Annotated in this window: 17 protein-coding genes; 11 read left to right on the forward strand and 6 right to left on the reverse strand. The window is 73.8% G+C overall.

Features of this window, described 5'->3' with window-relative positions:
* Positions 1-4: 4 nt before the first annotated feature.
* Both AB0D67_RS00165 and AB0D67_RS00170 read left to right on the forward strand, forming a co-directional pair.
* The gene (locus AB0D67_RS00165; protein WP_362928119.1) at positions 5-727 is read left to right on the forward strand and encodes a GNAT family N-acetyltransferase; all 723 of its coding nucleotides are present in this window, start codon (positions 5-7) and stop codon (positions 725-727) included.
* 78 nt (positions 728-805) lie between these two features.
* Positions 806-1480 (forward strand): copper homeostasis protein CutC, encoded by a 675-nt coding sequence (locus AB0D67_RS00170; RefSeq protein ID WP_362928121.1) that lies wholly within the window; start codon positions 806-808, stop codon positions 1478-1480.
* Positions 1481-1570: 90 nt separating this feature from the next.
* On the opposite strand, the gene AB0D67_RS00175 is transcribed toward AB0D67_RS00170, so the two are convergent.
* Both AB0D67_RS00175 and AB0D67_RS00180 read right to left on the reverse strand, forming a co-directional pair.
* Entirely contained in the window at positions 1571-2743 is a 1173-nt protein-coding gene (locus AB0D67_RS00175) for an aldolase (RefSeq protein ID WP_362928123.1), read from the reverse strand.
* Positions 2744-2918: 175 nt separating this feature from the next.
* Entirely contained in the window at positions 2919-4223 is a 1305-nt protein-coding gene (locus AB0D67_RS00180; RefSeq protein ID WP_362928125.1) for an FAD-dependent oxidoreductase, read from the reverse strand.
* Between the two features lie 304 nt (positions 4224-4527).
* On the opposite strand from AB0D67_RS00180, the gene AB0D67_RS00185 reads away from it, so the two are divergent.
* The 5 genes from AB0D67_RS00185 to AB0D67_RS00205 all read left to right on the forward strand — a co-directional run bounded on the left by AB0D67_RS00185 (position 4528) and on the right by AB0D67_RS00205 (position 10457).
* Positions 4528-5172 carry a hypothetical protein gene (locus tag AB0D67_RS00185; RefSeq protein ID WP_362928127.1) on the forward strand — a complete coding sequence of 215 codons (645 nt, stop codon included), beginning with the start codon at positions 4528-4530 and terminating at the stop codon, positions 5170-5172.
* Positions 5173-5336: 164 nt separating this feature from the next.
* Complete coding sequence (locus AB0D67_RS00190; RefSeq protein WP_362928129.1) at positions 5337-7079, forward strand: proline--tRNA ligase; 1743 nt, start codon at positions 5337-5339, stop codon at positions 7077-7079.
* A gap of 284 nt (positions 7080-7363) precedes the next feature.
* Positions 7364-8095 carry a class I SAM-dependent methyltransferase gene (locus tag AB0D67_RS00195; protein ID WP_362928131.1) on the forward strand — a complete coding sequence of 244 codons (732 nt, stop codon included), beginning with the start codon at positions 7364-7366 and terminating at the stop codon, positions 8093-8095.
* 173 nt (positions 8096-8268) lie between these two features.
* Positions 8269-9408 carry an iron-containing redox enzyme family protein gene (locus AB0D67_RS00200; protein WP_362928133.1) on the forward strand — a complete coding sequence of 380 codons (1140 nt, stop codon included), beginning with the start codon at positions 8269-8271 and terminating at the stop codon, positions 9406-9408.
* Positions 9405-10457 (forward strand): glycosyltransferase family 2 protein, encoded by a 1053-nt coding sequence (locus AB0D67_RS00205; RefSeq protein WP_362928135.1) that lies wholly within the window; start codon positions 9405-9407, stop codon positions 10455-10457. Before AB0D67_RS00200 ends, AB0D67_RS00205 begins: the two co-directional genes overlap by 4 nt.
* On the opposite strand, the gene AB0D67_RS00210 is transcribed toward AB0D67_RS00205, so the two are convergent.
* The 4 genes from AB0D67_RS00210 to AB0D67_RS00225 all read right to left on the reverse strand — a co-directional run bounded on the left by AB0D67_RS00210 (position 10404) and on the right by AB0D67_RS00225 (position 12296).
* A complete protein-coding gene (locus AB0D67_RS00210; protein WP_362928137.1) occupies positions 10404-10601 on the reverse strand; it encodes a CDGSH iron-sulfur domain-containing protein in 198 nt (65 codons plus the stop codon). The genes AB0D67_RS00205 and AB0D67_RS00210 overlap by 54 nt on opposite strands.
* Before the next feature lie 219 nt (positions 10602-10820).
* Positions 10821-11009: a DUF4236 domain-containing protein gene (locus AB0D67_RS00215; protein ID WP_362928139.1), complete on the reverse strand. Its 189-nt coding sequence runs from the start codon at positions 11007-11009 to the stop codon at positions 10821-10823.
* Positions 11010-11187: 178 nt separating this feature from the next.
* The gene (locus AB0D67_RS00220; protein ID WP_362928141.1) at positions 11188-11766 is read right to left on the reverse strand and encodes a ferritin-like domain-containing protein; all 579 of its coding nucleotides are present in this window, start codon (positions 11764-11766) and stop codon (positions 11188-11190) included.
* Positions 11763-12296, reverse strand: a complete 534-nt coding sequence (locus AB0D67_RS00225) for a hypothetical protein (RefSeq protein ID WP_362928143.1) — start codon at positions 12294-12296, stop codon at positions 11763-11765. Before AB0D67_RS00225 ends, AB0D67_RS00220 begins: the two co-directional genes overlap by 4 nt.
* A 189-nt stretch (positions 12297-12485) precedes the next feature.
* On the opposite strand from AB0D67_RS00225, the gene rimP reads away from it, so the two are divergent.
* The 4 genes from rimP to infB all read left to right on the forward strand — a co-directional run bounded on the left by rimP (position 12486) and on the right by infB (position 17553).
* Complete coding sequence (gene rimP, locus AB0D67_RS00230) at positions 12486-12986, forward strand: ribosome maturation factor RimP (protein ID WP_362928145.1); 501 nt, start codon at positions 12486-12488, stop codon at positions 12984-12986.
* A gap of 11 nt (positions 12987-12997) precedes the next feature.
* Positions 12998-14002 (forward strand): transcription termination factor NusA, encoded by a 1005-nt coding sequence (gene nusA, locus AB0D67_RS00235; RefSeq protein WP_362928147.1) that lies wholly within the window; start codon positions 12998-13000, stop codon positions 14000-14002.
* On the forward strand, positions 13986-14288 hold the full coding sequence (locus AB0D67_RS00240; RefSeq protein WP_362928149.1) for a YlxR family protein: 303 nt from the start codon (positions 13986-13988) through the stop codon (positions 14286-14288). The genes nusA and AB0D67_RS00240 overlap by 17 nt, the downstream gene beginning before the upstream one ends.
* 142 nt (positions 14289-14430) lie before the next feature.
* Positions 14431-17553, forward strand: a complete 3123-nt coding sequence (gene infB, locus AB0D67_RS00245) for a translation initiation factor IF-2 (protein WP_362928151.1) — start codon at positions 14431-14433, stop codon at positions 17551-17553.
* The last annotated feature ends 102 nt before the right edge of the window (positions 17554-17655 follow it).

The raw sequence follows: 17655 nt of genomic DNA on the forward strand, positions 1-17655 counted from the left end.
CACCATGCACTCCGGTACCGCTCGCCCCACCCACCCCACCACCACCGCCCGTCTCACCCTGCGCCGGGCGGACGGAAGCGACCTCGCGGGCGTGCTCGCGCTCCTGGCCGAGACCGCCGGCTGGCTCAACCGCCGCGGCGTGCGGCAGTGGCCCGCCGGGGGCTTCCCGGCCGAGCGCATCAGCCCGCTGATCGAGGAGGGAACCATGTACGTGCTCGACGGCGAAGGCGGCGAGGGCGGTGAGGAGGGCGAGGCCGGCCCCGCGGCCACCCTCGCCCTGGACGGCCACGCCGACCCCGAGTTCTGGACCGCCGGGGACGCCCCCGAGGCGGCGCTCTACGTCCACAAGCTGTCCGTCTCCCGCGCCTACGCCGGGCTCGGCCTGGGGCAGGCCCTGCTCGACTGGGCGGGCCTGAGGGTGCTGGCGACGGGCCGCAGGTGGCTGCGCCTCGACTGCTCCAAGGACAACCCCGGACTCCAGCGGTACTACCGCGGCCAGCGCTTCACCCACCTGCGCACGGTGGACCTGCCGCACCGCGCCTCCGGGGCGCTGTTCCAGAGGGCGGGCGGCCTGCGCGGCGACGCCCTCGCCGGCGCGCTGCCGTTCGCCGACCTCCGCGGCCCGCTGACGGGCCCGCCGGCCGGGCCGCTGACCGTCTCGGGGGAGCCCGCCGTGGCGGGCGCGGAGGACGGCGGCTCGCCGTTGATCGTCAGGAGCCGTCGATGAGAGATCACGGACCGTCTCCGGAACGGCGCCGCTGAACCAAGGCGATCCCAGGACAAAGTCATCCGATAGCCTCACTCCATGACCGGATCCTTGCTTGAGGTGATCGCCCTCGACGTCCGCGACGCCGTCGCCGCGGAGGAGGGCGGCGCCGACCGCCTGGAGATCGTGGCGGACATGGCCGCCGACGGGCTCACCCCGGCGGCGGAGACGGTCGCCGCGATCTCCAAGGAGTGCGCGCTGCCGCAGATGGTCATGCTGCGCGGTGAGGCGTCGTTCCTGGCCACGCCCGAGTCGCTGGAGGGCCTGCGGCGCGACGCCCGGGCCCTCACCGACGCGGGCGCGGCCGGGTTCGTGTTCGGTTTCCTCGACGCCGCCGGGGCGGTCGACCTGGCCGCCACCGAGGCGCTCATCCACGCCGTCGCGCCGCTGCCGTGGACCTTCCACCGGGCCGTCGACCACGCGGCCGACGTCAGGGCGGGCTGGCGGGCCGTGCGGCTGCTGCCCAACCTCGCCACCGTGCTCACCTCGGGCGCCCCCGGCGGCGTGGGAGACGGCCTGGAGATCATCCGGGCCCGGTGCTCCGCCGGGGACGGGCCGCTGATCATGGCGGGCGGCGGGCTGCGGCCGTCCCACGTCCCGGCGCTCCTGGAGTACGGGGTGCGGGCCTTCCATGTCGGCAGCGCCGTACGGGCGTCGTGGTCCGACCCGGTGGACCCGGACCGCGTCCGCCGGTGGCGGGCGCTGATCGACTGACGCCCGTCGTACGGCGGGCCGGCCGGCCCGCCGTACGGTCTCTCTCAGGCCCCCTCAGGCCCTCACGGACGGGCGGGGCCGGGCACGGGGTCAGGCGTTCCCGAGGGCCAGGTCGGCGCGGCGCAGGGCGGCGGCCACGGTCCTGATCGTGGCGGGCTCCTCCAGCGTCCCGCCCTCGGCCGCGCGCCGCTCCTCCCAGGCCCGCACCCGCCCGAGGTACTCGTCGTAGCGGGACAGGTGGAAGTGGTAGACCGCGACGTAGCGGCTGACCAGGTGCGCCGGGTGCATGTCCCAGCCCTGGTAGAAGCCGTCCGCCAGGGAGTGCCGGATCAGGCTCACGTGCCGCCACCACAGGTTGCGCACGGCGTACCGGTCGTCGGAGGCGGGTGCGGCGGCCAGCGAGCCGTCCGACAGCTCCACCCCGGTCCCGGCGAACGCCGCCCGCATGACCTGGCGGGCGTGGTCGCACGCGGGGTGGTCCAGCCGCTGCTCGTGCGGGGGCAGCGAGCAGCTCGCCGTGTAGTCGAAGACACCGAAGTGCGCGGCGGCCAGCCGGCCGCCGAGTGCGGCGACGAGCCCGGCGTCGAGGAACCGCAGCGTCTGGACGGCCTCGACCTGCATCTCGAACCGCAGCTCGCCCTCACCCAGCCCCAGCCCCTTCTCCAGGGCGGAGAGGCAGGCGGCGAACTGCTCCAGGTAGTCCCGCATCAGCACCTTGGGGAAGGTCACCACGAACCCCGGGGGCAGCAGGCCCGCCCGCTCGACCACCCCGGTGAGGAAGGCGTCCAGCGTCCGGACGCTCCTGACCGGGTCGCCGTCGGCGAACGACTTCACCCGCAGTCCCCACCGGCGGGGGAGCGTTCCACCGGCGTGCATGGCGGCGACCGCCTCGGCGGCCCGGACGGCGTGGCCGTCCTCCTCGGCGGGGCTCCCGCCGTAGCCGTCCTCGAAGTCGATCCGCAGGTCCTCGACCGGTTCGGCGGCGAGCTTCGCCGTCACCCTCTCGTGCACGGCCCTGGCCGTCTGCTCGTGCATCTCGAAGAAACGGGCCGTGTCCTTCCTGGACAGGTGCCGGCGCATCAGGTCCAGCGCGGCCTCGCCCCAGGCCGCGACCGTGCCCGCGTCGAAGCGGTCGGCGGGCACGTAGACGGTGTGCACCGGCTGCCACTCCACCTCCGAAGGGGGGTAGGTCGCCGTCTGCTCGCGGTGGGCCCGCTCGAAGCCGGGTATCAGGGCCAGCGGGTCGCCGAGCGTGACGCGCATGGGGGTTGCTCCTCGTGGTGCTTGACGGGCGTTCGGGGGGTCGTTCGGACGTGCTCAGAGAAGTGCTCAGAAACGTGCTCGGAAGTGGACGCGCCGGACGCCCTCCGGGTGGACACGTCCGCCGTACGGCTCAGCGGCCCGAGGCGGCTCCGGGTGGACACGTCCGCCGTACGGCTCAGCGGCCCGACGCGGTGAGCATGGCGGCCAGGCCCAGGAGCTTGACGCGCTCGCCGCGTCCCAGGCTCCGTGCCAGCTCCGCCTCGGCCGCCTCGATGGCCAGCCACTCCCGGTAGGTGATCGGGGAGACGCCCCGGGAGGCCAGCAGGGCGTCGACGTCGCCGCGCCGTACCGGGTCGCGGGCGAGGCCGGCGAGGTCGGCGAGGAGGGTGCGGACCGTCTCGGCGGCGTCGGACTTGTTGGTGCCGATCACCCCGGTGGGCCCGCGCTTGAGCCACCCCGCGACGTACTCGCGGTCGCGGACCCGCCCGGCCTCGTTCGGCACGGTCATGGTCTCCTCGGAGAACGGCACGCCCGGCAGCGGGACGCTGCGGTAGCCGACCGAGCGCAGCACCATGCCCACCGGGAGGGTCTCGAACTCGCCGGTGCCCACGACCCGGCCCCCTTCCAGGCGGGTGCGCTCCAGCCGCAGGCCCGTCACCCGGTCCTCCCCGACGATCTCCACCGGGCGCATCCAGAATCGCACCTCCAGCCGCCGGGGACGGCCCGCCGGCCCGCGGGCGGCCCAGTCCCGCAGCACCTCGACGTTGCCCCGCACCTGCCGCGGCAGGCCCGTGACGTCGGCCACCGCCTCCTCCGGCCGCACGCACACGTCGGCGTTGGCCAGCCCGCCCAGCTCCCGCAGCTCCTTGAGGGTGAACTTGGCGTGCTCGGGGCCGCGGCGGCCGATCATGTGGACGGTCCTGACCCGGCTGCCCGCCAGGCGGGCCAGCACCTCCTCCGGCACGTCCGTGGCACGCAGCTCCTCGGCGGTCTTGGCCAGGATCCGCACCACGTCCACCGCCACGTTGCCCACGCCGACCACCGCGACCTCGGGGCAGTCGAGGACGAACCGGTCCGCAGGCATGTCGGGGTGGCCGCAGTACCAGTTCACGAAGTCGGTGGCCGCCACGCTGCCCGGAAGGTCCTCGCCGGGGATCCCCATCCGGCGGTCCACCATCGCGCCGGTGCAGTAGACCACGGCGTCGTAGCAGCCGAGCAGGTCGGCGGCGCCCACGTCCCGGCCGAACTCGACGCCGCCCAGGAACCGGACGTTGGGCAGCTCCAGCACCCGGCGCAGGTACCCGGCGATCGACTTGATGGAGGTGTGGTCGGGGGCCACGCCGTACCGGACCAGGCCGTACGGCGTGGGCAGCCGTTCCAGGACGTCCACCTCGACCCCGGCTCCGGCCTGTTTCGTCAGCGCCTCGGCGGTGTAGATCCCGGCGGGGCCCGACCCGACAATCGCCACTCGCAGTGACACGCGGCCTCCTCGGCGTCGGACGTCGCGGGCGCGGGGACCACCTCCCTGGCGGACCGGGATGCCCGGGGCGGCGGCCCCTCGCCGGCGACGACCGTATCGACGGCTCTCACCCCCGACTCTGTACCACCGGAGCCGTCGCCGCCAGAGCGGCCCGCCGGGGAGGCGGAAGGCGTTCCGGCGGGGTCCGCCGGGAGGGGCGCCGCAGGAATCTTTCCCGGTTTAACGGCACTTGGCGGAATTTTGTGCATTCTTGCAGGTCACATATGCTTTCCAAGGCCGCGAGCTGGTGATGATCGGGGGATCTGTGGCACATCTTGAATCGGCCTTCGAGTACGACTGCGCGGAGGTGGACTGCGCGGAGATCGACCGCCGGCAGCGCGGCATCGTGCTGCACATGGTGCTGTCGCTCCTCGTGGGGATGCTGCTCGGCACCCTGGGCGCGGTGCTGTCGCACGCGCACAGCCCGCTGGACGCGTTCTACGAGCCCTACGCCTACGTGCTGCTCGTCGTCGTGGCGGGGTACACCGCAGCCGGTCTCGGCTGGGCGGTGCTGAGCTGCGCGCTGGCCACCTTCGGCCCGCTGCTGTCGTTGCTGGCCGCCACGGTCTTCGACCCCGGCGCCATGTTCCTGGGCGCGGGCGGCGCGGAAGGCCTGAACATCACGGTGGCCGCCCTGGTCGTGATGGGCGTCCTGGCCCACCTCTCCCGGAACGGAACCCGGTGGGGCGACCTGGCGGGCGGCGTGCTGGCCGGGCTCGTCGCGCTCGACGGCCTGGACAAGGCGCTACCCGGCGGGCCGGAGTACATCGCGGGCTTCTGGCCGTGGAAGGCGGTGGTCGTCGGGGTGCTGGCGCTGGGCCTGCTCGTCACGACGCGCCGCGGGTGGGGCCGCGCCCGCTCGGCCGCGGTGGCGGTCGCCATGGTGGCCGTCTGCGCCGCGTTCCTCTGAGCCGCGTTGTGCGACTCGGGCCTGAGCCCGCGCCGCGTGCCTCCGCGCCGCGTGCCTCCGCGCCGCGGCCCCAGAGAGGCGCCGGAGAACGCCGGATGACCGGCAACCCGGTTGCGTGACTCGATAGCCTGTAGCCATTCGATCCCCGCTAGGTAGGAGTAGCCGTGCTGCTGCGCATGTCGTCGCTGTTTCTTCGAACTCTGAGGGACGACCCGGCAGACGCGGAGGTCCCGAGCCACAAGCTGCTCGTCCGCGCCGGATACGTCCGCCGCGTCGCGCCCGGCATCTACTCCTGGCTGCCGCTCGGCAAGATGGTCCTGGAGAACGTCGCGCGCGTCGTGCGCGAGGAGATGGACCGCATGGGCGGCCAGGAGGTCCTCTTCCCCGCGCTGCTGCCGCGCGAGTACTACGAGAACACCGGCCGCTGGACCGAGTACGGCGACCTGCTCTTCCGTCTCAAGGACCGCAAGGGCGCCGACTACCTCCTCGGGCCCACCCACGAGGAGATGTTCACCGACATGGTCAAGGGGGAGTACTCCTCCTACAAGGACTACCCGGTGACGCTGTACCAGATCCAGACGAAGTACCGCGACGAGGCCCGCCCCCGGGCCGGGATCCTGCGCGGCCGCGAGTTCGTCATGAAGGACTCCTACTCCTTCGACCTCGACGACGACGGCCTCAAGCGCTCCTACGAGCGGCACCGCGAGACCTACATCCGCATCTTCGACCGGCTCGGCATCGACTACCACATCTGCTTCGCCACCTCCGGCGCGATGGGCGGCTCGGCCTCCGAGGAGTTCCTCGCCCCCGCCGCGACCGGCGAGGACACCTTCGTGGCCTGCCACAGCTGCGGTTACGCGGCCAACGCCGAGGCGGTCACCACCCCGGCTCCGGCCGCGGTCACCGGCGAGCGGCCCGCCATGGAGGTCCTCGACACCCCCGGCACGCCGACCATCGAGACGCTGGTCACGCACCTCAACACCCACCACGGTCTCGACGTCACCGCGGACCGGACGCTCAAGAACGTCGTGGTCAAGGTCACGACGCCCGGCTCCGACAAGACCGAGACCCTGGTGATCGGGGTGCCCGGCGACCGCGAGGTCGACTTCAAGCGCCTGGAGGCGGCGCTCGCCCCCGGTGAGCCCGCCATCTTCGAGGCCGAGGACTTCGCGAAGCACCCCGGCCTGGTCCGCGGCTACATCGGCCCCCAGGTGCTCAAGGACCTCGGCATCCGCTACCTCGTCGACCCCCGCGTGGTCGACGGCAGCGCGTGGGTGACCGGCGCCAACGAGCCGGGCCGGCACGCCGTGAACGTCGTCGCCGGGCGCGACTTCGTCGCCGACGGCACGATCGAGGCCGCCGAGGTCCGGGCGGGCGACGCCTGCCCGGTCTGCGGTTCCGGCCTGTCCATCGACCGCGGCATCGAGATCGGCCACATCTTCCAGCTCGGCCGCAAGTACGCCGACGCCGCCAAGCTCGACGCCCTCGGCCCCGACGGCAAGCCGATCCGCGTCACCATGGGCTCGTACGGCATCGGCGTCTCCCGCGCCCTGGCCGTGCTGACCGAGCAGCGCCACGACGAGCTGGGGCTGCGCTGGCCCCGCGAGATCGCTCCGGCCGACGTCCACGTCGTCGGCACCGGCAAGGACGACCAGATCGAGGTCGCCGGCCGGATCGCCGCCGAGCTGGAGGCGCGCGGCCTGCGGGTCCTGCTGGACGACCGCGCGGGGGTCTCCCCGGGCGTGAAGTTCAAGGACGCCGAGCTGCTCGGCATGCCGACGATCCTGATCGTCGGTCGCGGCCTGGCCCAGGGCGTCGTCGAGCTGCGCGACCGCGCCACCGGCGCGAAGGAGGAGATCCCCCTCGCCGAGGCCGCCGATCGCGTCGAGGCCGCCTGCCGCGTCTGAGTCCCCGCGTCTGAGTCCCCGCGCCTCAGTCCCCGCGCCTGAGTCCCCGCGCCTGAGTCCCCGCGCGTAGGCCCAGGGGGCCGGGTTTCGGACGCGGAGCCTCCGCGTCCGGAACGTCAGGCGTCTCCGCATCTGGTTCCCCGCGCGTCCCGAGTCTCCGCGTCCGGGTCCCCGTACATCCGGAAGCCTCCGCGCCCGGTCCGTCATCCGGACCGGGCGCGGGGGTTTTTGTGGGCTTATGGGGGGAAAGCCCTTTTTGTGCATTCGGGGGGGGTGGGGGACGCATGGTGCAGGAGTTCGACCCTTCCGCCTACGGCCGCGCCGCCGCCGACGTCTACGACGAGGTCGCGACGCACCTGCCCACCGAGCCGGCGGTGGACCGGCTGCAGGAACTGGCGGAGGGCCGGGCCGTCCTGGAGTTCGGCGTCGGCACCGGCCGGCTGGCCCTGCCGCTGGCCGCCCGGGGGCTCACCGTCGCGGGGATCGACGGCTCGGCCGAGATGACGGCGGTACTGCGGGCCAAGCCCGGTGGCGACCGCGTCCCGGTGACGCTGGGCGACTTCTCCACCACCCGGGTCGACGGCGAGTTCGGCCTCGTCGTCCTCGCCTACAACACGATCTACGCGCTGCCCTCGCAGGACGCCCAGGTCGACTGCTTCCGCAACGCCGCCGCCCACCTCGTGCCCGGCGGCCGGTTCGTGGTCGAGGCGTGGGTGCCCGACGTGGGGGCGTTCCACCACGGCACGGCGCTGCGGCTGGTGGCGCTGCGTGAGGACGGGGTGGTGGCCGAGGCGGCCCGGCTGTCGCCCGCCGACCAGATGATGCACACCACCAAGATCGTCCTGACCTCCGGCGGGATCCGGCTGCTGCCCGCCAACCACCGCTACGCCTGGCCCGCCGAGCTCGACCTCATGGCACGCCTGGCGGGCATGCGGCTCGAACACCGCTGGTCCGACTGGCGGGCCACTCCGTTCACCGGCGACAGCCGGGGGCACGTGTCGGTCTACCGGCGCTGAGCCGGACCCGCCGCGTCCCCGGCAGGGCCTGGAAGGGCCCTGACAAGCACTGAAAGGCCCGGAAAGGCCCGGAAAGGTCCCGAAAGCAGTTTGAAAAACGTCCCCGTGACGCCGTCCGGGACGTCCCCGAGCCCCGTCACCGCCGTACCCGCACCGCCCTGGAGTTCCGAGAAATGCAGCTACCCGCCCCTCGGGGGCCCCTCACCGGCTTCCTCTTCGCTCGGCTGGCCCGGCCGCCGCACGACCTCGGCCCGGCGCCGGAGCCCGCGGGAGGACCGCCCCTCGGGGACGAGGACCTCCAGCTCGCCCTCTTCGCCTGCTACGAGCTGCACTACCAGGGGTTCGACGAGGTGGCCGAGGACTGGGAGTGGGAGCCGTCGCTGCTGGCGGTCCGGCGGACGCTGGAACGGCGGTTCGAGGCGGGCCTCGCGGAGACCGTGCCGCGGCCGCCCGCCGTACCGGCGGGGACGCCCGCACGCATGCGCCGGGCGCTGGCCGGGCTGGTGGCCGCCGCCGACGGCGGCCCGTCACTGGCGGCGTTCCTGGAACGGCGGGCCGACCTGGAGCGGTTCCGCGAGTTCGTCGTCCACCGCTCCGTCTACCACCTCAAGGAGGCCGACCCGCACACCTGGGCGATCCCGCGGCTGCGCGGTGCGGCCAAGGCCGCCCTCGTGGAGATCCAGGCCGACGAGTACGGCGCGGGCCGCCCCGGGCGCATGCACTCGGAGCTGTTCGGGGCCACGATGCGCGGGCTCGGCCTGGACGACTCCTACGGCGCCCACGTCGACCGGGTGCCGGCGGTCACGCTGGCGACCGGCAACGTCATATCGCTGTTCGGGCTGCACCGGCGGCACCGGGGCGCGCTGCTGGGCCACCTGGCCGCCTTCGAGATGACCTCCTCGGTCCCCAACCGCAGGTACGCCCGGGGACTCCGCCGCCTCGGCGGCGACGACGCGGCCTGCCGCTTCTACGACGAGCACGTGCAGGCCGACGCGGTCCACGAGCAGATCGCCGCGCACGACATGTGCGGCGCGTTCGCCGCCGAACACCCCGGCCTGGCCGCCGACGTCCTGTACGGCGCGGCGTGCGCCCTCGCCCTGGACCGGCTCTTCGCCGAGCACCTCCTGGGAAGCTGGGAGCGCGGGGTCACCTCACTGCGCGAGGCCGGGCCGCGCGGGACCGCGCGTGACGGGACCGCGCGTGACGGGACCGCGCGTGACGGGACCGGGCGGGACGACGGGATCGGGCAGGACGGCGCCGGGTCACGCGGGACCGGCCGGGACGGGACCGGGCTGGCGGTGAGCGGCCGATGACGGACGCCGGCCCGGCGAAGGCCCCCGGCCTCGACTACGTCCTGCCGCTGCGCTGGGACGACGGTGACGAGGCGGGCCTGGCGGAGCTGACGGACTACCTCCGCCTGCTCGCCCGCCACGCGCGGGTCATCGTCGTCGACGGCTCCCCGTCTCCGGTCTTCGAGCGGCACGCCGCCGTCTGGGCCGGAATCACCGAGCACCTCCGGCCCGACGACGACCTCGCCTTCGTCAACGGCAAGGTCAACGGGGTGATCACCGGGATGCGCCGGGCCCGTGCCGAGCGCGTGGTCATCGCCGACGACGACGTGCGCTACGGCGAGGCCGAGCTGGCCGCGATCGGCGTCCTGCTCGGGCGGGCCGATCTGGTCAGGCCGCAGAACCACTTCGACCCGCTGCCCTGGCACGCCCGCTGGGACACCGCCCGGACCCTCCTCAACCGTGCCTTCGGCGCCGACTACCCCGGCACCTTCGGCGTGCGCCGGTCGGTCTTCCACGAGATGGGCGGCTACGACGGGGACGTGCTGTTCGAGAACCTCGAGCTCATCCGCACGGTCCGCGTCCACGGCGGGCGGGAGTGCAGTCCGCCGGGTCTGTACGTCCGCCGCCTGCCGCCCGACCCGGCGCGGTTCTGGTCCCAGCGCGTCCGGCAGGCCTACGACGACCTCGCGCAGCCCGTCCGGCTGGCGGCGTTCCTGTCCGTGCTGCCCGCGCTGGCCGCCGCGCTGTCGCGCCGCCGGTACGGGATGGTCCTCGTCTGCGCCGGGCTGGCGGTGGGGGTCGCCGAGACCGGCCGCCGCCGGGCCGGAGGGCGGCGGATCTTCCCCTTCTCCGCGGCGCTGTTCGCACCGGTGTGGCTGCTGGAGCGGGCGGTCTGCGCCTGGCTGGCCCTGGCGGCGCGGCTGTTCTTCGGCGGCGTGCCGTACGCGGGTCGCCGGATGCGGACGGCGGCGCACTCGGTCCGGCGGATCAGGGCCGCCGGGCCGGCCGGGGCGCCGTCAGGCGGGCGGGTCGGGCTCGCTCGGGGCGCGGAAGCGGGCGGGCCGGTGTGAGCCGTCGCAGAAGGGCTTGGCCGCCGAGCGCCCGCAGCGGCACAGCGCCACCGTGGACCGGCCGGGGTCGATGACGGCTCCGTCCTGGGTGGTGAGGACGAACGGGCCCCGCAGCAGCAGCGGCCCGTCCTCGCACGGGGTCACCGTGACACGGTCATCCCCTATGTCCGTTTTATCCATCACGTGGCGACTGTGCCCCCGGGAAGAGGCGGGAAACGCCGCGACCCGTCCGGGCGATGAGCGGGACGCCGTGCCCGTCCGGGCGTGGCGGAGGACGCCGTTTGCCCGTCCGGGCGACATGTGAGACGTCTCGTGCGTCCGGACGGTGCGCGGGACGTCGCGCACCGTCCGGACGCACACGGTTCAGCGGGAGCCGCTGAGGGTCTTGCGCCAGTGGAACCCGCCGGGGAGGTGCACGGTCACCGTCTTCCTGCCGTCGGCGGTCTTCGTGACGCGGAAGGCCCGGTTGCCCCAGCTGTGCCCGACGCCGCCGCGCGACAGGTTGAGATGGAACGGACCGAACTTCAGTGACTTCCGGTATTGCCAGCCCATTGCTTCCTCCTTGACCGTCTGCTCCTTTCAGCTACCCGGCTGGAGAGCGGCAAACGGATCTCTCGATCCCGGGCCGCGCCGGACGTCCGCGCCGGACGGGTCTCGCGGTCCCGGGCCGCGCCGGACGTCCGCGTCGAGCCGCCCGGAGGCCCCGGGCCACGTGCGCGGGGGCACGAATTCAGGACGGCGGGGGCGGCGTCGGGGTGGCGGCGGGGGAGGAGGGCGCGGGGGCGGGCATGCCGGGGAACGTCTCGATCTCCGGGCGCAGGCCGTACGCCCGCACCACGCACTCCTGCACGGCCAGCGCGGCCATCCGCCGGACGGCCGGGTCACCGGACGCGACGGTCTCGATGTAGGCGGCGGTCACCCCCCGCTCCACCGACACGGCCAGGTCCGTCAACTGGGCGGAGGTGGAGGGGACGGCGGGCAACCGGTAGCTCGCGTCGGGCTCGGCCGGGGTGCCGCCGCGCTCGATGATCATGGCGCGGAGCCGGTCCCGGCGGGCGCGGTGGGCGTTGAAGGCGGCGGTCATGACGGAGCGCAGCGAGCCCTCGGCCCGCGCGGCGAGGACCCCGTAGGCGTAGACGGCGGCGTGCTCGGCCGCCAGCGCCGTGCCGAGCCCCCCGCCGGCTCCGGGGGCCGGGGTGGCCGGCGCGACCGCGCCCGCGGCTCCCGTGAACCCCGCGGCCCCCGTGAGTGCCGTGAGCGCCGGAGCCCCGGCCGGTCCCGCGTTCCGCGCGGTGTTCCGGGCCCTCACAGCGGCCTTCCCAGGGCCACGGCGTGGGCGGCCTCGCAGGCGCCGATGGAGGCGACCAGCTGGGCCAGCGCGGGTGAGGCGCCCTCGGCCTGCCGGGGGCGCGAGCCGGCGGCCTGCCGCTCGGCGGTCCGCAGGCTCCGCAGGGAGGCGCGGGGCTCCGGCGCGGGCGTCCCGGAGGCGGAGGTCTCAGACGGCCCAGGCGGCGCGGCGGCGTCTCCGGAGGGCGCCGGGGTCGCGGAGGCCCCGGCGCCGCGGGCGGCGGGGGGAAGCCTCCGGCGCAGCTCGGCGAGGTGGGCCTCGTGCCGCCGTTTGAAGGGCAGGAGCTTGGCGGAGGAGGCCGAGGCGTACAGCCCGATGATCCGCTCCTTGTCGGCGATCAGCTGCCTGAGCAGCACGGTCTCCGGGTCGGGAGGCTCGGCGCGCTGGTGCTCGGGCTCCTCGGCGCATCCGGCGGCCGTCACGGCGACCGCCGCGGCGGCGGCCCCGGCGGCGGTGTCCCGCAGCAGGTCACGCCGGGACAGGGAACGCACGGACGACCTCCGGGTACGGATGAGCTGCTGACGCATCTAGCATCGTAAGGGCTGGGAAACCATTCACCGCGCCTCTCGGGCTGGCTCGCCGCGCCGAGTGGCGCTTCTTCCGCGCCCTGATGTGGATAGGCTTGTGAACCGCAAGGGCGAGGTCCGCCCGGCTGTAGATCGTGAAAATGGGAGGTCGGCATGGGCAGCGCCACATCCCGCGACCGCCTGATGAAGCTTCTGGAACCCGTCGCCCTCGCCTCCGGGCTCGACCTGGAGGACGTCACGGTCACTCCGGCGGGCAAGCGGCGCCTGCTGCGTGTCGTCGTCGATCGCGACGGCGGCGTCAGCCTGGACGACGTCGCCGAGGTCAGCCAGGCCGTCTCCGAGGCTCTGGACGCCGGGGACGTGATGGGAAGCACCCCTTACGTGCTGGAGGTCTCCTCTCCCGGGGTCGACCGCCCGCTCACCGAGCCGCGCCACTGGCGCCGGGCGGTGCGCCGGCTGGTCAAGGCCGACCTGCGGGACGGCACGAGCATGGAGGGCCGGATCGTCGCCACCGACGAGACCGGCGTGGAGCTCGACGTGGCGGGGACACCGCGCCGCGTCGGGTACGAGGACCTGGCCCGAGGACGGGTGCAGGTGGAGTTCCGCCGGTTCGACGACGCCGAAGACGACGGCGAAGACGGCGACGAGGGCTAAGGGGGAGCCTCGTGGACATCGACATGAGCGTCCTGCGCAGCCTGGAGCGGGAGAAGGACATCTCCTTCGACCTGGTCGTCAAGGCCATCGAGGACGCGCTACTGATCGCCTACTTCCGGAGCGAGGGGGCGGCGGCCAAGGCCCGCGCCGAGCTCGACCGCAAGACCGGGCACGTGACCATCTACGCCGCCGAGCTGGACGACGGCGGCCAGGTGGTCCGGGAGTACGACGACACCCCGGGCAACTTCAGCCGCATCGCCGCGACCACCGCCAAGCAGGTCATCCTGCAGCAGCTCCGGGACGCCGAGGACGAGATCAACTTCGGCGAGTTCGCCAGCCGCGAGGGCGAGTTGGTGGCCGGAGTGATCCAGCAGGGCAAGGACCCGCGGGTCGTCCTGGTCGACCTCGGCAAGATCGAGGCCGTCCTGCCGCACAACGAGCAGGTGCCCGGCGAGGAGTACGTCCACGGCGAGCGCCTCCGCTGCTACGTCGTGCAGGTCAAGAAGGGCCCCAAGGGCCCCTCGGTGACCCTGTCGCGCACCCACCCGGGTCTGGTGAAGAAGCTGTTCGCCCTGGAGGTGCCGGAGATCGCCGACGGCACCGTCGAGATCGCGGCCATCGCCCGCGAGGCGGGCCACCGTACGAAGATCGCGGTCCGCTCCCGGCGGCCCGGGATCAACGCCAAGGGCGCCTGCATCGGCCCGATGGGCTCGCGGGTGCGCAACGTGATGGCCGAGCTCCACGGCGAAAAGATCGACATCATCGACTGGTCGGAGGACCCGGCCGAGTTCGTCGGGAATGCCCTGTCGCCCTCGCGTGTTTCGCATGTCGAGGTGATCGACAGCGAGGGCCGTGCCGCTCGCGTGACCGTGCCGGACTACCAGCTCTCCCTGGCGATCGGCAAGGAGGGGCAGAACGCCCGGCTGGCCAATCGCCTCACCGGGTGGCGCATCGACATCCGGCCCGATACCCAGACGGGGGAGGCGGCCGGTTCCGCAGATGCGCCCACGCGGTAAGCTGGAATATGGTGACCAGGCCACCCCACTGCGAACGTGTGTGGGGTGCCGGGTTCGCACGGTTTCCTCCGAGCTGCTCCGCCTGGTGGCGGTCGAGGGCGTCATCGTCCCCGACCTGCGAAGACGGCTGCACGGGCGTGGTGCTTCACTGCACCCCTCCCTGAGCTGCCTGGAGCTCGCCGAGCGGCGGCGGGTGTTTCCGCGGGCGTTTCGCGCCGCGGGACCGCTCGACCCGTCGCCGGTACGGGCTCACCTGGAAGGGCTCCACTCCGAAAGGAACGGGTGAAATGGTTGCCAACTGTCATGTAGGACGCCGAGTTGATGGGCTGGTCAGATAGCTATGAGCGCCTGATGAGCATGCGGCGATGAGTACGTCTACGTAACGACGGTCCGGCGGCTGTGCCTCCCGGGCCGAGTAAGGGAGTGCAGTGGCGAAGGTCCGGGTATACGAGCTCGCCAAGGAGTTCGGCGTTGAGAGCAAGGTCGTCATGGCCAAGCTCCAGGAGATGGGCGAGTTCGTGCGTTCGGCGTCCTCGACCATCGAGGCGCCGGTGGTCCGTCGGCTCACCGAAGCTTTGGGCGGCCCCGTCAAGGGGTCGTCCGACAGGGGCGGCAACAGGCCGTCCAGGCCGCCGCAGGCGGCACCCCGGCCGGCCGATGGCCAGGCCGGAACCGGCGCCCCCGCGGCGCCGCGATCCTCGGGTCCCAGGCCGGGACCCGTTCCCAAGCCGGGTCCGCGGCCCGGCCCCGTGGCCCGTCCCGCGGCCCCCGCGGCTGAGGCGCCGCAGGCTCCGGAGGCTCCGGAGGCCCCGCAGGTCTCCCAGCCTCAGCAGCAGCCGCCGCCCTCGGCGGTCCAGCCGCCGCGGTTCGAGGCGCCCCGGCCCGAGGCCACGCGTCCGGCGTCCGGCCCCCGGCCGGGTCCGCGTCCGGGTCCGCGTCCCAGCCAGGGCTCGCGGCCCGAGGCCGCGCGTCCGGAGGGCCGCCCCACCGGCGGTCCCGGCGGCGCACCCTCGGCTCCGCGTTCCGGCGCCGGCGCCGGCGGTCCCAAGCCCGGCCCGCGTCCGGGCCCGCGCGGCCCGCGTCCCGGCAACAACCCGTTCTCCTCGAACGCCAGCGGCATGGGCCAGGCCCGTCCGCCGCGTCCCGGTGGCCGTGACGGCGGTCCGGGCGACCGCGGCCCGCGTCCGGGCCCGCGTGACGGCGGTCCCCGCGAGCAGGGGCAGCGTGACGGCGCCGGACCGCGTCCGGGGCCCCGCCCCGGCCCGGCCGGCGCCGCCGGTCCCCGTCCGGGTCCCGGCGCGGGTGGTCCGCGCCCGGGTGGCGGCGGCGGTGTCGCCGGCCCGCGTCCCGGCGGTCCGCGTCCCAGCCCGATGATGATGCCCCAGGGCCGGCCCGCCGGTCCCGGCGGTGGCGGTGCCGGTCGTCCCGGTGGCGGCGGTGGCCGTCCCGGTGGCGGTGCGGGCCGTCCCGGTGGCGGCGGTGGCCGTCCGGGTGGCGGCGGTTTCGCCGGTCGTCCCGGTGGCGGCGGTGGCCGTCCCGGCGTCGGCACCGGCGGTCCCGGTGGCGGTGGCGGCGGTTTCGCCGGCCGTCCCGGTGGCGGCGGTGGCCGTGGCCGCGGTGGCGGCACGGCGGGCGCCTTCGGCCGTCCGGGCGGACGTCCGACCCGCGGTCGCAAGTCCAAGCGCCAGAGGCGCCAGGAGTTCGACAACATGCAGGCCCCGGCGATCGGCGGCGTGCAGGTCCAGCGCGGCAACGGCCAGACGATCCGGCTGTCGCGCGGCGCCTCCCTGGCGGACTTCGCCGACAAGATCGGCGCGAACCCGGCGTCCCTGGTGCAGATCATGCTGCACCTGGGCGAGATGGTGACCGCCACGCAGTCGGTCAACGAGGAGACGCTGCAGCTCCTGGCCGCCGAGCTGGACTACAACCTGCTCGTGGTCAGCCCGGAGGAGGAGGACCGCGAGCTCCTCGAGTCCTTCGACATCGAGTTCGGTGAGGACGAGGGCGACGAGGGCGACCTGGTCGCGCGTCCGCCGGTGGTGACCGTCATGGGTCACGTCGACCACGGTAAGACCAAGCTGCTCGACGCGATCCGGCACACCAACGAGGTGGCGCGGGAGGCCGGTGGCATCACCCAGCACATCGGCGCCTACCAGATCTCCGCCGAGCACGAGGGCGAAGACCGGAGGATCACCTTCATCGACACCCCGGGTCACGAGGCGTTCACCGCCATGCGTGCCCGCGGTGCCAAGGTCACCGACATCGCCGTCCTGGTGGTCGCGGCCGACGACGGTGTGAAGCCGCAGACCATCGAGGCGCTGAACCACGCCCAGGCGGCCGAGGTTCCGGTCGTGGTCGCGGTCAACAAGGTCGACAAGGAGGGCGCCGACCCCAACAAGGTCCGTGCCCAGCTCACCGAGTACGGCCTGGTGGCCGAGGAGTACGGCGGCAGCACGCTGTTCGTCGACATCTCCGCCAAGAACGGGACCGGCATCGACAACCTGCTCGAGGCCATCCTGCTCACCGCGGACGCCGAGCTCGACCTGCGGGCCAACGACGCGATGGACGCCCAGGGCGTCGCCATCGAGGCGCACCTCGACAGGGGCCGCGGCCCGGTCGCGACCGTGCTGGTCCAGCGCGGCACGCTCCACGTCGGCGACTCGATCGTCTGTGGCGAGGCCTTCGGCCGCGTCCGGGCGATGCTCGACGACAACGGCATGTCGATCGACGAGGCCGGTCCGTCGCGTCCGGTACAGGTCCTCGGCCTGACCGCGGTGCCGGGCGCCGGTGACAACTTCATCGTCGTCACCGACGACCGCATGGCGCGTCAGATCGCCCAGCAGCGGGCGGCGCGCAAGCGCACCGCGGACATGGCCAGGTCCGGCCGTCGCCGCACCCTCGAAGAGCTCTTCAGCGAGATGGAGAAGGGCCAGGTCGACGAGCTCAAGCTCATCATCAAGGGTGACGTCTCCGGTTCGGTCGAGGCTCTCGAGGACGCCCTGCTCAAGATCGACGTCGGTGAAGAGGTGCGCCTGCGGGTGCTCCACCGCGCCGTCGGCGCCATCACCGAGTACGACGTCAACCTGGCCGTCGCCGACGACAACGCCGTCATCATCGGCTTCAACGTGCGTCCGGAGGTCCGGGCGCGCGACCTGGCCGAGCGCGAGGGCGTCGACATCCGCTACTACTCGGTCATCTACCAGGCGATCGAGGAGATCGAGGCGGCCCTCAAGGGCATGCTCAAGCCCGAGTTCGAAGAGGTCCAGATGGGCACCGCCGAAGTCCGCGAGGTCTTCAAGGTGCCGAAGATCGGCAACATCGCCGGTACGCTGGTCCGCTCGGGCACGATCGTCCGGAACAGCAAGGCGAGGCTCATCCGCAACGGGGTCGTCATCTCCGACAACCTCACGGTCTCCTCGCTGCGCCGGTTCAAGGACGACGCGACCGAGGTCCGCGAGGGCTTCGAGTGCGGTATCGGAGTCGGCTACAACGACATCAAGATCGACGACGTCATCGAGACGTTCGAGATGCGGGAGAAGCCGCGCGTCTGATGTCCCGGTCCGGTGACGGACCGCCCGCCGGCCGGAAGGCCCCGCCCCTCGTGGGCGAGGGCCACCGGCCGGCGGGCGGTCCCGCTCCCGCCGGCGGCACGA

Source organism: Streptosporangium sp. NPDC048047 (assembly GCF_040653115.1).
Taxonomy (GTDB): Bacteria; Actinomycetota; Actinomycetes; order Streptosporangiales; family Streptosporangiaceae; genus Streptosporangium.

Coding starts and splice junctions, on each gene's coding strand:
- AB0D67_RS00205 (WP_362928135.1), top strand. CDS start 9,405: ATGACGGACGCCGGCCCGGCGAAGGCCCCCGGCCTCGACTACGTCCTG.
- AB0D67_RS00165 (WP_362928119.1), top strand. CDS start 5: ATGCACTCCGGTACCGCTCGCCCCACCCACCCCACCACCACCGCCCGT.
- rimP (WP_362928145.1), top strand. CDS start 12,486: ATGGGCAGCGCCACATCCCGCGACCGCCTGATGAAGCTTCTGGAACCC.
- AB0D67_RS00200 (WP_362928133.1), top strand. CDS start 8,269: ATGCAGCTACCCGCCCCTCGGGGGCCCCTCACCGGCTTCCTCTTCGCT.
- AB0D67_RS00240 (WP_362928149.1), top strand. CDS start 13,986: ATGCGCCCACGCGGTAAGCTGGAATATGGTGACCAGGCCACCCCACTG.
- AB0D67_RS00170 (WP_362928121.1), top strand. CDS start 806: ATGACCGGATCCTTGCTTGAGGTGATCGCCCTCGACGTCCGCGACGCC.
- AB0D67_RS00215 (WP_362928139.1), bottom strand. CDS start 11,009: ATGGGCTGGCAATACCGGAAGTCACTGAAGTTCGGTCCGTTCCATCTC.
- AB0D67_RS00195 (WP_362928131.1), top strand. CDS start 7,364: ATGGTGCAGGAGTTCGACCCTTCCGCCTACGGCCGCGCCGCCGCCGAC.
- AB0D67_RS00175 (WP_362928123.1), bottom strand. CDS start 2,743: ATGCGCGTCACGCTCGGCGACCCGCTGGCCCTGATACCCGGCTTCGAG.